The organism is Sphingomonas endolithica (assembly GCF_025231525.1).
GTDB classification, from domain to species: domain Bacteria; phylum Pseudomonadota; class Alphaproteobacteria; order Sphingomonadales; family Sphingomonadaceae; genus Sphingomonas; species Sphingomonas endolithica.
The window spans coordinates 1,816,418-1,829,174 of sequence record NZ_CP103057.1; the positions used below are offsets into that span (position 1 = coordinate 1,816,418).

General features: G+C 58.4%; 10 protein-coding genes and 1 pseudogene. 2 read left to right on the forward strand and 9 right to left on the reverse strand.

Annotated elements, in window-relative coordinates; translation table 11 throughout:
• Window positions 1–211: 211 nt before the first annotated feature.
• Window positions 212–2,746: a sensor domain-containing protein gene (locus tag NV382_RS08520; RefSeq protein ID WP_260600071.1), complete on the reverse strand. Its 2,535-nt coding sequence runs from the start codon at window positions 2,744–2,746 to the stop codon at window positions 212–214.
• 539 nt (window positions 2,747–3,285) lie between these two features.
• Here NV382_RS08520 and NV382_RS08525 point away from each other — a divergent pair.
• Together NV382_RS08525 and NV382_RS08530 are read left to right on the forward strand one after the other, a co-directional pair.
• On the forward strand, window positions 3,286–3,642 hold the full coding sequence (locus tag NV382_RS08525) for a hypothetical protein (RefSeq protein ID WP_260600072.1): 357 nt from the start codon (window positions 3,286–3,288) through the stop codon (window positions 3,640–3,642).
• A 26-nt stretch (window positions 3,643–3,668) separates the two neighbouring features.
• Entirely contained in the window at window positions 3,669–4,340 is a 672-nt protein-coding gene (locus NV382_RS08530) for a PQQ-dependent sugar dehydrogenase (protein WP_260600073.1), read from the forward strand.
• Here the strand turns inward: NV382_RS08530 and NV382_RS08535 are convergent.
• The 8 genes and pseudogenes from NV382_RS08535 to NV382_RS08570 form a co-directional block, all read right to left on the reverse strand.
• Window positions 4,337–5,060, reverse strand: a pseudogene (locus NV382_RS08535) (IS6 family transposase). The gene NV382_RS08530 and the pseudogene NV382_RS08535 sit on opposite strands and share 4 nt — an antisense overlap.
• A gap of 100 nt (window positions 5,061–5,160) precedes the next feature.
• On the reverse strand, window positions 5,161–6,492 hold the full coding sequence (locus tag NV382_RS08540; RefSeq protein WP_260600075.1) for a transporter: 1,332 nt from the start codon (window positions 6,490–6,492) through the stop codon (window positions 5,161–5,163).
• Between the two features lie 28 nt (window positions 6,493–6,520).
• Window positions 6,521–7,219 (reverse strand): hypothetical protein, encoded by a 699-nt coding sequence (locus tag NV382_RS08545; RefSeq protein WP_260600076.1) that lies wholly within the window; start codon window positions 7,217–7,219, stop codon window positions 6,521–6,523.
• Complete coding sequence (locus NV382_RS08550) at window positions 7,216–7,920, reverse strand: C39 family peptidase (protein ID WP_260600077.1); 705 nt, start codon at window positions 7,918–7,920, stop codon at window positions 7,216–7,218. Before NV382_RS08550 ends, NV382_RS08545 begins: the two co-directional genes overlap by 4 nt.
• Entirely contained in the window at window positions 7,917–8,273 is a 357-nt protein-coding gene (locus NV382_RS08555; protein ID WP_260600078.1) for a hypothetical protein, read from the reverse strand. Before NV382_RS08555 ends, NV382_RS08550 begins: the two co-directional genes overlap by 4 nt.
• Window positions 8,274–8,341: 68 nt before the next feature.
• Entirely contained in the window at window positions 8,342–9,937 is a 1,596-nt protein-coding gene (locus NV382_RS08560; RefSeq protein WP_260600079.1) for an ABC transporter B family protein, read from the reverse strand.
• 171 nt (window positions 9,938–10,108) lie between these two features.
• Window positions 10,109–11,230 carry a helix-turn-helix transcriptional regulator gene (locus tag NV382_RS08565; RefSeq protein WP_260600080.1) on the reverse strand — a complete coding sequence of 374 codons (1,122 nt, stop codon included), beginning with the start codon at window positions 11,228–11,230 and terminating at the stop codon, window positions 10,109–10,111.
• A 214-nt stretch (window positions 11,231–11,444) separates the two neighbouring features.
• Complete coding sequence (locus NV382_RS08570; protein WP_260600081.1) at window positions 11,445–12,203, reverse strand: Crp/Fnr family transcriptional regulator; 759 nt, start codon at window positions 12,201–12,203, stop codon at window positions 11,445–11,447.
• Between the last annotated feature and the right edge of the window lie 554 nt (window positions 12,204–12,757).

Sequence of the window (12,757 nt, forward strand, 5' to 3'; positions counted from 1 at the left end):
GGGTTACGGCGCGCATCGTGGAGCGGCGCCAATCCGATCAAGTGCAGTTTGTTATCGCCTGGCGGGTGACGCACCGCCATCGGGGTAGCACGAGGGGCTTTGCGTCCGATCCATCTATGCCGGGCTGTAGATGTGCAGCTTGCACCGTTGGTCGATGTGGATCTGGCTGATTTATGGCAACCTTGCCAGGCTTGGTAGGCGAAGGCACATATCAGCGCATCCAATTCGGCTTGTTGATGAGTAGCATAGCAGCCGCATCCGGTGGAACTGCTCGTCCGAACAGGTAACCCTGTCCATAGGTACAGCCAAGTCGGGAAAGGTAGTCGGCCTGATCCTTGCGCTCCACGCCTTCGGCTACGACCTCTATGCACAGTCGGTGAGCCAATTCGATGACCGTTTCGACTATCGCGGCATCGTCTGATTGCTCGCACGCCTTCGAAACGAAGCTCTTGTCGATCTTTATGACGTCTACGGGGAACATTTTAAGATGGGTAAGTGAGGCGTACCCGGTGCCAAAGTCGTCCAAAGCGATCTTGATCCCGCAGTCGTGAAAAATCGCTAGCGTGGCAGCAACCTTATCGGTGTCGCGGCCGAGCAGCACTGACTCTGTGATCTCGAGATCGATCCAGGACGGGGGCACATCATGACGTTCAAGTGGCTCCAGCACGCGCTCCACCAGACGATCATGACGGAAGTCGGCGGGAGAGAGATTGATCGCTACTCGGCCAGGCTGAAGCCCCTGATCCACCCAGCCACGCAGGTCGCGCGCAACACTGTCGATCATGCGGTCACTCAGGGCTGCCGCTAGCCGCAAGTCCTCGAATGCGGCGGCGATTGTGTCGGGCCCCTGCACACCAAGCGTGTCGTGTCGCCATCTCAGCAACGCCTCGAACCCAACAATATGGCCGTCTTCAAGTGAAACTTTGGGCTGATAGAACGGGAGGACCTGGTCATCGCGCACTGCGCGGCGTGCCACGTTCAGCATAGACGCACGCCGTTGGATGCCACCCCGCATTGCAGGTTCGAAAATCGACAGTTCGCCGCGGCGCGTGGCCTTGCCCACATAGAGAGCAATGTCAGCCGACTTCAGCAAGTCAGCTGCATTCTCACCATCGGCTGGATAAACTGACATTCCGGCCGTAGCGTGAGTTTCGCAGGTATATCCCTCATACTCGAACGGCTCGCGTAGAACCTCCAGCCCTTCGACAACGCGCTGCGCCAGATCGGACTGTTGCATGCCCTGCAACAGCAAAGCGAACTCGTCACCGCCGAGCCGACCTGCAGTCGCGCAAGGGCCGAACGCACGGTCAAGCCGGCTCGCGAAGGTCTTCAGCAGAACGTCGCCGGCATCGTGTCCTATCGTGTCATTTATCTCTTTCAGCCGATCGACATCCAGCAAGACCAGAGCGAGTTGGCTACCGGGAACGGCTTGGGCAATTGCCTGCTCCAGCTGATCTGTGAAGTGCGCCCTGTTGGGGATCCGCGTCAGCGCATCATGTGTCGCGGTCCAGCGGATCCGATCCTCTGCAGTACGCTCGTCCGTCACGTCCCGTATTGTCACCAGGACACGCGTGAGTCGCCCCGAAGATGCGTGCATTCTCCATCCAGCAGTACGCATCCAGCGCTCTGCTCCGTCGTTGCCACGTCGGATACGCAAGGTGACTTCAAATCGCGTGCTGGTGTCACCAGCCTGGGCCGCCTCCACGAGTGCCGTCAGGAGATGCCGGTCAGCGGGAACGACGAGGTTGAGTGCCGTTGCCACTTCTGGCGCGATGTCTACCGGAAGGCCAAGCATCGCCTTGAATTCATCGGACCATTCGCGCTGATCGCTGACCGCGTCATAATCCCAAATGCCAAGCGCTGCTGCCTGAGCGGCTAATCGGAAGCGGGCTTCGCTTTCGCGCAACTCGTCCTGTGCCGATCGACGATCGTGAACATCCTCCAGAGTGCCATACCAGCGGACCACCCGCCCCATCGCATCTGTTCTGGCCGCCGCACGCGATCGGAACCAGCGGTACGATCCCGAGCCGGTCATCAACCGGTACTCAACATCTACCGGATGACCGCTCGCGATCGAAACCGCCCATTGCGCACGAGTATGAATGACGTCGTCCGCGTGAAGCGCGGACAGCCAGCTTTCACCAAGGGCGTCCTCACGTGGGATACCCGTAACCTCGAACCAGCGCGGACTTACCTCCAGAACAGATCCTCCTGGAGCAGCAGTCCACGCGATTTGTGGGTTCAATTCGACTGTATAACGGAAATGCTCCTCGCTTTCGCGCAACTGCTGTTCGGCCGTCCGGCGGGCGGTGATGTCCGATGCGACAACGATCGTGGAGGCTGGCCGACCGTTGTGGTCAAGAACAAAGGAAACGTGAACCGCGCACCAGACTACCGATCCGTCGGGGCGGACATATCGCTTTTCAATCTCGAACGGCTGGGCGTTTGCCAAATGAGCGGCATAGATGCGGCTGGAGCGCTCCCGATCATCTGCATAAGTAAATTCTTCGAAAGGCAAGCCCTCAAGTTCAGCCGCGCTTCGCTGGACCAAGGCACAGTATGCCTCGTTCACCACGAGAACCCGGCAATCCAGCTGCCGATGCAGGATGCCAACCTTCGCGCGGCCAAGTACCGTTTCCAGCGCATCTCTAGTCGTCGGCGCATTACGACTACTCAAGGCGGTTGCAATCACCTCTTCGTCCGGTGCTGGCAGCCTTACTGCATGAGCCGAGTCGTTTGCGAGCATTTCTATGGTAGGCAAATACCGAATGGCTCTGAGCTCTCTCTTACCGCTACAACACATCTGCGCATCTGGAGTCCTCTCCCAATGGGATTAAGTTCCGGTTAAACTCCTGATAACGAGGCGTATTACTGCGTCGAGCCCCACGTGAGCAGGGCAAACAGCAAGCCAGCGGTCTCAATATGATCTGCCAGCGCCGAAACTGTGATTGCATCGGCGAAGGCCCTGATTCTTGCCAGGATGACCACAAGTCTTCATCCGCGGCGTGTTTTCATCTCCCCAATAGCGGCCATTCGTTCACGTCGATCCCAAGCGGCCTCGGGCAATGGATTGCGGTCAGTTCGCCAAAGCTTTCGCGATACAGATGGCGTCTCGGCGACGAGCCAACCCCTATGCAGCTGTAAACTTGACTGTCCGTAAGACGGGCCTGCTTCTGCACCTGCCGCTGATCTTCATGCCTGCCGCGGCTCAGATAGCGTCGCGCGCTTCGGGAGCGCGAGAGCGTCTCGCGCATTAGTAGCAAGACACAAGAAGGATTGCTCCGCATGAAAGCCGCACTGCTTGCTTCCGCGTTTCTCTTCGCCGCCACGCCAGCGCTTGGCCAGAGCAGTCCGGAGGACAACGACAAGCGTCCGGTGCAGGCGCATTTCTACGAGTTGACGCCGCTCAAGCCAGGACCGGATTTCGCTTCCTCACTCAAGCTACCACGCGGCTATCGCGCCAGCGTCTGGGCGAACGGGCTCGGGAACAGCCGGATGATCGCGGTGGCGCCTGACGGTGCGGTGTACATCAGCCGGCGATCGGAAGCCGACATCATCCGCCTGGTGGACGCAAACGGCGATGGACACGCCGACGGCGCCCCGGTCGTGAATGGTCAGGCCGTCCAGGGCTGCACGGCCTGACCATTCACGACGGCCAGCTATACTTCATGACCGCGCGCGAGGTGTTCCGCGCGCCGCTTCGCCCCGATGGCAGCATAGGCGTAGTGGAAACGCTGATCGACGATCTGCCCGACGCTGGCCAGCACCTCAACCGCACACTCGCGGTGGGGCCCGACAAGATGCTCTACATCAGCGCCGGATCAACCTGTAACGCGTGCGACGAGTCCAGCCAGGAAAACGCGACGCTGATCCGCGCCAGTCTGGACGGCAAGAAGCGCGAGGTCTGGGCGTCGGGCCTGCGTAACACCATCGGCTTTGGCTGGCATCCGCGCACCGGCGAGTTGTGGGGCTGGGATCAGGGCATCGACTGGCTCGGCAACGACCTTCAGCGTGAGGAAGTGAACCGAATCGAGCGCGGACATCGCTACGGCTGGCCGTACGTGTTCGAGAACGGCCAACGCAACCCTCAGGACGAGCCGCCCGGGGGGATCACCGCGGCGCAATGGGCGGCTGCCTCGACCAACCCGGTGCTGATGCACGTTGCGCATTCGGCGGGCATGCAGTGGGCGTTCCATCCCGGCGGCGGGTTCGGCGCCGATGCAGCCGGTGACGCCTTCGTCGCGCTGCGCGGTAGCTGGAACCGCAAGCCGGGGTGCTGTCAGTCTAATACGAACCGCTCTCCACACGATGCACTTCGCTCTTTGAGCACGACCGTTTAACTCGCGATCATGCTCCACTCAGCCAGTGCGGCTGAGCGGCGTTCCTTGTAGGTCTGACGGTCGACGAGGTGGCGTTCGAGATTGAAGTGGTTGTGGACATTGGCATGTACGCTGGCGAACTTCTGTAGCGTCTTCATCCGCCTGAACCTCAGCATCGCCCCGCTCTCGTCTTCGAAACGGCAAATGGCTGTTCTCCACCCGGTTGTTGGCCCAGCGTCCGACCTCCTGCTTCTGCTCGTTGCCCAACTCTTTCATCGCTGCGCGGTAGGAGCGCAGACCATCGGTGGTGATCGCCTCCGGGCTGCCGTGACGCTTCAGTGCCTTCTTCATGAAGCGCAGTGCTGCATCCTTGTCGCGGGTCCTGGTGATGTAGCTCTCGAAGATCTCGCCTTCGTGATCGACGGCACGCCAGAGGTAGACCATCTCCCCGTTCAGCTTCACGTACATCTCATCGAGATGCCAGCGCCAGTGACGGAAGCCGCGCATGCGCGAGACGCGCTGCCGGCGTATGTCGCCGGCGAACGTCGGCCCAAACCTGTTCCACCACATCCGAACCGTCTTGTGGCAAATGTCGATACCGCGTTCGAACAGCAGATCCTCGACGTTGCGCAGTGATAGCGGGATCCGCACGTACATCATTACCACCAGGCGGATAACCTCAGGTGACGAGTTGAAACGACGGAACGGGCTCGGTGGAAGCGCCCTTGATTTTCGGCTCATCCACGCCCGCTAGCAGCGGTCCGCTACCGCTGCCACATTGGTCTGACAATGCCCGCCCACCCCTTCTACAAAGCTGCCAAGAGACCGCTACCTGATTCCGTCAGTGTCCGGTGAGTAGTACGGTGGGAATACGAAGGACGGTTCGCAGATCGGTCGCATCCTCCGTTGTACCAACCTCCACAGACCAGTTGAGGCTAGCACGGGGGGTCACGCGATACGTTACACCGAACAAAAAGCGACCAATTTGCAGATCACGAGACTGCGACTCACGCATTCCCGGCCAGTCAACGGTCGGCGTTAGCAGTGATGTGCGCGTTTTAGTGCCAAACGCCCAGGTATGGGCATAGCCAAGGTTCAGTGTAGTTTGCTGATTGAAGGAGATGCCAATACCTGCACTACCCGAAACCGCGTCGCCTGGATCGACATAGCTGATAACGACGGGCGGGATCCGCGTGTTGACAGATTTTCCAAGGTTGAACGTATAAGCCAGAGTTCCGAATAACACGACGGGATCGGTCGGGAGGATGGCTGTGATGCTGGGGGAGATACCGTAGAAACCGGCGCCAGTTGCAGCCTTAAATGGCCGGCCTAAATCGTCCCGGCGCAGATCGAAAGGGTTTGTGCCCGTCGGGATGACGGCTTGCAGGTTGCCGATGACGTAAGGCGATCCATTATGACCGTCGAGCAGCTGATATCGAGCCGTGACTTCGAGATCACCAATACCTGTACCACGGACTGAGCTGTCGATCGTCGCTGCCGGGTCGTTATTGGTACTGCCTGCGATCGGCGCAACGATTGAGGTATCAGCCCGATGCACAAAGGGTAGACGGACGCCGAGCTCGAACCGATTAGTGACACCGTAGCGTAGTGCAGCTGATGCAGAAAGGACATCCTGTCGGCTCTCGTTGATATCGAAGACGCCCACCAGCACGGCCTCGACCAGCTCAATGCCGCGAAACACGGCCCGACTACGATCCGCACGAGCGTAATCGGCCTGAAATTCCGCAGTCAGCGCACCGCGCCGGGTAACAACGCTCGCTTGGTTCTCGAGAACCGCCAACTCAATTGGCCGATCCTCTGTTACCGGTGCTTGGCCAACACGTTCCAACGGCGTCACGGAGGGCGCCTGAACGACGCTGCCAGGATCGCCACCTCCAGGTGCCGCGCCTTGGGCCGCAAGAACAGCAGGCTGAGGTGCGGTCTGGTTTGTCGACACCTCAGCAACAGCGGCTTTTGCGTCTAGCCGGTTATGCAACGCAGCAAGATCGGCAGCCTGCGCATCCAATCGCTGCTGCTGTGCCTTGATCTGCGCCATGGCATCATCAAGCTGCCGCTGTACCGTCGGATGCCGTCTGGACACGTGTTTACGTTGTGCGCCTTCAGCTTGCGTCGACACAACCAAGATCGCCACCAGCGCCGTGCCGGCCGTCATGCACCGCTTCATAATCCCCCTCTATGTACTAGTTTGCCCGCATCGCGACGGCGTCCAGGGCAATATCCTGGACCCGAAACATGGAAGAACCAATGTTATCCGGGCCCGCGTTGCCAAGATTTATCGAGAGCGTGGTCTGTGTATCAATCACGCGATCACCCCCCGAGTTCGCGATCGCTGACCCGAAAGCATTGCCAGCAAGATGCGTGATCGTCAGATCCGCGCCGCCCAGCGACACGGCACGAGTGCCATTGGTCGCGGTCTCTCCGATCGTACCGGCGTCGGTGACCGTGCCCGACGCGACCTGGGTCAAACCTGCCGGCAGTGCGCCAGCAGTAACCGGTGTCCCGGAGACGGACACCATCGAACTGGTCGTGCCAGGGATGACTTGTAGGCCCCCGTTACGATCGTAGGTGATCGTCGGAGCGGTAGTTCCCGTTGCTGCCCTGTCGCTTCCAGAAGTAGCCGAAGCGACAATCTCGCCTTGCTTAGGCGCGTAGATGGACAGGGTTGGAGATCCTCTATCGACTTGGAACACAGTGCGTAGAAGCACCGCGCCATTGACTGATGTCTGAGTTTGAACACTTAGTTCCACTTCAATCCCATTTGGGAGTTGGAAGCCGCCGCGCTGCTCGGCCAGCACTGGATCTGGAACGATCTCGCCTGCAATTGGAGCAGTCGCAACGGCCGCAGCCTGTGCCATGATCATGAACAGCGAAACGCTCACGAGATATCTCCGTAGAAGGGCGCAGTAAGCTGGAGCGCTTGCTGGCTGACCGGATCAGAAAAGCGGGTACCAATCGGCGCTCGGGGATAAGACGCCCATTGAGACGAACGATTGAACGTCGACTTGGCTAAGGCCTGGTCATTGCCAAGCACGAAGTAAATGCCATTCCAAGCGTCCTGGAACCTGTCGATTGGCATAACGGACAGGCCGGTAGAGGGGTCGCCAAGAAGAACGCTTGTCTTGTCGATACCCTTGACCACCACAAAGTGCCGATAATTTTTGATGGCGATTAGCGCGATTCCGGGTACACCAGTCTCAGTGATCTTAGCCAGAGGTACTTTATACCCATCGGCAACGATACCTCGACTGGCCAGCCATCGCTTCATATCAAGCAGAGAGAAGCCGACCCGTCGAATTTGGGCACGGTCGCCGCGATCCCACATACCGCGGAACGCCACATCTTCACGCACATCTAGGTTGTAATGAAAGCGCAGCAGCGTAGCGAGCGCAGCCGAGCCGCAGCTGAAATCGTATTTCTGCCGAACAACGCCGCTAAAACGCACGTCGATGACGCTCTTCACAGGTATCTGATAATCCCCGACGGGACCGACACTGGCGATGAAGCGCTGATCGCCGGCCACGCTTGTTGCGCACGCCGACGTGAGGAGAATCGTCAACAAACCAGGAAGAACGAGCTTCAAGGTGCCGGCTGTAGGGATATATTGACGTTCAACGCAGCGTTGATCGCTACGTTATTGCCGGTGTTGACGTTTAAGATCGAAAGCCCCGACATGTTCTGAAAGGCGTTATCGCTGATCTTTGCGTCGCCGGTTTGGACGTTATTGCCAACCGTGTTCTGGGATACACCTGCCACCTGATTTGCCGTGGCAGCCTGCTGCGTATCCTCGCGGCCTGTCACAGATTCAAGCTTTGTATCATCGAGCGCATTAGCACCAAATGCCGTCGCAGGACTTGTCGTCTGCGCCGTCGCGGCGGCCGGAGTCGCCAGAATGGCGAAAACAACCGTTGCTGTGCGAAGGTAACTACCGAACATTGGGCAACCTCTCAGAAATCTGAAATAAACCGGCGGTGTCTCAGACACCGCCGGTCGGTATCATCGGCTTAGAGGCCGATATCGCCCGTAGAGGCAGCTACGCTGACGCTCGCGTTCTGCGAGGCAGCGGCACCGGTGTTCTGGTTCAAAGCCTGCATACCAGCGAAGTTCTGGAAGGCGTTGCCGCTGTTAGCCAGGCTGTTGTTCGGAGCCGAGCTAGCCGTATCGGGGTTACCGAAGGTCACAGTGACACCAGTCACGTTGCTTGCAAGGGTGGACGTAGCAACAACCGCACCGTTCCCGAAGACGTTGCCGGTACGTGCTGCACCGCTCGCCAGGGACGAGCTGTCGGTCACCGAATGATCGTCAGCAACGCGTACCGAAGCATCAGTGTTGTTGCTGTTCGCTGTGTTGGTCGACCGGTTGGAGTTGTCGTTGTTGCTGTTAGCCACTCGGGTGGAGTTATCCGACTGGTTGCGGTTGTCCGACTGGTTACGGTTGTCGGAATTATCATTGTTGCTGTTGGCGACCCGCGTCGAGCTATCGGAACGGTCGCTGTTGTCGGAGCTGTCATTGTAGCTGCCGTTAGTCGAGCTGTTACGATTGTCTGAAGCGGTGCCGCCGTTGTTGGCCGCAACCTGAGCCCCCGTCGCGCTGCTGTTGTCAGCGTGGGTCGAGTTATCGTTACCGCTATCGGCAACGCTCACGTTGGTGGTCGAGTTATCACTGCTGTCGTTGACGCTAGCGCCATTGTTCGCAGCGACCCGGCCGGCGGACGCGTTGGTATTGGTCGAATTGTCGTTTTGGCTATCGGCCAGGTTGGTCGAGCTGTTGCGGTTATCCGATGCCGTGCCGCCGTTGTTGGCCGCCACGTTGCCGGCGCCCGCACTGCTGTTGTCGTTGCCGCTATCGGCCACGTTCACGTTGGTCGAATTGTTCGAATTGTCGGTTGCGGTGCTGCCGTTGTTGGCCGAGCGGCCCGAGGCTGTGCTGCTGTTCGACGCATCGTTGCCGCTGTTAGCAACATCCACCGTGGTTGACTGATCGTTACCGGCGTTGCGTACCGAGTTGTCATTGCCGCTATCTGCAACGTTGGTCGAGCGGTTCGAATTGTCGGAATTGTCCCGCATCGAATTGTCATTGCCGCTGTCGGCGATGCCCACCGTAGTCGACTGGTCATTACCCGCGTTGCGTACCGAGTTATCGTTGCCGCTGTCGGCGACATTAGTCGATCTGTTCGAATCGTCGTTACCGCTGTCAGCGATGCCCACTGTGGTCGACTGATCGTTGCCGGCATTGCGGACCGAGCTGTCATTGCCGCTATCGGCAACGTTGGTGGAACGGTTCGAATTGTCCGAATTGTCACGCATCGAATTATCGTTCCCGCTGTCGGCTACACCGAGCGTGGTCGACTGATCGTTTCCAGCATTGCGGACAGAATTGTCGTTGCCGCTATCAGCGATACCGACTGTGGCCGACTGATCGTTACCAGCATTACGAACCGAGCTATCGTTGCCGCTATCGGCGACATTGGTCGAGTTGTTGGTGTTGTCGGTCTGGACAGTGGTGTTTGTCCTCGTTGTATCGGGTGTGGTCTGAGCCACAGCCGGAGCGGCCACCAGCAGCGCGGCGATCGAACAGGTTTGATAAAGACGCGTTTTCATAATCGGCTTCCTCATTATTGGATTCACTTCGCCCCCTGGTCTCCGCAACAAGACGGAGCGATGCAGCGTTGCGGCGCCGAATTGCGGCACGCCGTTATATTAACGATTCGTTAAGCTTTCTCTCGCCCCCATGTCGTCGCTTTTTTTACCCCCATTTGGGGGTAATCGACCTTACCGATGCGGAGCGGTACGGACAGCGCTGGCCAGCAGCAGTCGCACGAGCTGAACCTGACGATGGGTATCGGTTTTGAGGAAAACTTGCTTCAAGTAGGTGCGTGCCGTCTGCTCGCGGACGTGCATCTGCTCAGCGGCAGCGGCAAGGCTGCAGCCCGTGGCCAGCAGGCAAGCTAGTCGTGTTTCCACCGGCGAAAGACCGTAGAACGTGCAGACAGGCTCAACCAAGCCCTGCAAATCCTGGTCGGGATCGACGATGTAGATGATGATGGCGCAGTCAGCACTTGCCGCCTTGGGATCATCGTTCGCGACCACAGCGGCGATCAGCGCGCGTCCTTTTCGGCGGTGCAATGCAACGATGCGGCTTGCTGGCTCACTACCTTGCAGCTTTGGTGCAACCACATCATCGATTGCCGCATGGAGTCGCATGGTGTTAGCCATCGTGGTACCGGTGATCAGCGCCCCCTTGCGGCGAACCCCGTCCATGCTCGCGAACAATCCCTCGGCGACATTGTTTGCGAAAACCAATAGTCCATTCCGGTCGACGAGCAGGATTCCGACCTCGCTGTTGTTGACGGCGGCTTTCAGCGCGCGCAACGCCGCCGTGTCTTTTAGTCGCAAGGTCCACGTTCGGAAAAAAGGTTGAACGAACGGTAATAGTCGGGCTGCGGTTTCGCTTGCCCGCACCCGGGTCGACGGGCCGAATCTTTTGAACAAACTCGTAATCGTTACGGTGCCGCCTTCGGCTGGGATGCTGGTCATCAGAACGGCGGACGACGGATCATCGCTCAAGGTGCGCCACTGCGATCGCGAGCCGGTGTGACGGAGTTGGGTCGCTGAGATAGTAATGTCGGCCACGTCGCGCGTGACAACCGCGTAAGGCACGCATGCGCCTTCGGCGAATAGGAAGAGAGGCGGGTTGCCGTCATTGTGCCACATGACGAGCGTGCCGTGACTTTCTAACTCGCGATTGAACTCTCGAGAAATGCTCGCCAGCGGTTCATAGCTGTCTTCGTCGAACTCGATTAATGCGGGAGGGGATTCGCCTAAGGACGGGTCGCGGCGTGCACCATAGCTGATCCCATCGATAGTTGCATGAGGCGCGGCTGTCGAAATCACGATCTCTCCACCTATGATGCTGACGCCTACGGGCTGCTTGAACGCAGCCTCACGTCTTTAGCCGTAGCCGTATCCTAAACTTTTCACCGCCGCACCAACCGGGGTTAAGTCACCGCTATACTGTAAAGAAAAATGGCGACAGACGGCAAAAATCGCTCTAATTTGGGCAATATTTGATGAACACTGTGAGCTGATCTCCAGTTGTGATCTTGGTTTATTCGTCATTGCCGCTGGTCGGGAACCAGAGCGCATCCTGGGCAAGCTGCCGGGAAGGCAGGTTGGCGATCGCCTTCAACGCCTCGCGGTCAATGATCGTGAGCAGTCCATGCGACCATCCGAGCACTTCAGCAGCGCGCAATTGCTTCAGCGCATCTGTAAGCCTCGTGACGGTTATACCGACCATATCGGCCAGGTCGTGCCTGGTAAGCGGCAGGTGAAATCCATCACCCGTATCGGGATAACTGCGTTCCACACGCTCACAAAGCTGGATAACTAAAGCGGCAAGCCGCGCCTCGATAGACTTAGAGGCATTTGACACCAGTCGATCGGTGAGGTTCATTCTCTCCTGCTGAGATACCAGGAACATCATGGCCGCTATCCGTGGCTGGGCCTCAAAGAGACGCCCTAACGAGTGAAGTGGAAGCGGCCGTAAGGTGACTGCCGTCAATGCAATGGTCGTTTCTGCCGCTGCTTTAAACGCCAGGCTCGGTAAGCCAATCACGTCGCCCGGCAGATGCACTTTTACCATGAACTGGCGCTTGTTGCAGGCCAACGTCGTGCTTGCCATCCAACCATCAAGCAGGATGAACAAACTGGGCAGCCGCTCACCTTCGCGCCAAACCGTCTCCTTGCGTTCAAGTCGCCGTTCGGCGCCCGCCAATCGGCTTAAGCCGCTTAGTTCGGTTTCATGCAGCGATCCAAACGCAGAGAGTCGTGCCGTCGCCCGATCTGCCCGACGCGTATTTTCAAGCATCTACATCCTTTCAATATACGCATCAGCGACTTCACTAACGCCTTCGGAAAGACTTTGTTCATGATAATATTTGGGTTGGCCGCTTAGGTGCAAGCTCGCGCGCTGGAACGAGCATAGCTAGCGGTCGTTCTAGTTTGAGTAATGACGGAAGGATTTTTATGGCCTCGCTTCGCTGCTGCATCATGTTGACCGGCCTAGTCTCTCTGGCCACAGGATCAGCCTCAACGGCGGCTGAGCCAAACCAGCGTCACCTGTTTAGCGTGGACCCTGTAACCGACCGAACGTTGGGCCAGTCCCATGCGATGGCTTTGCCCACATACCATGACTTGGAGCTATCAGGGGATTTTGTGTCGCCCAATGATTTCCGAGTGTTTGGTTCCATTGGTCGGGTCCAAATGGATGTTTGGTGGGGAACGGACGGTTCTGAGCTAATTGCTCATGCAGTGCGCACTCAGCCGTGACCAGCGCCAAGCATCGAAAGGGTGGGCACTTTCAGAACTAACGTAACGCTGACTACCGATTTGGTTAGAGCAGCAAGTTGACCGTCTTCGCTA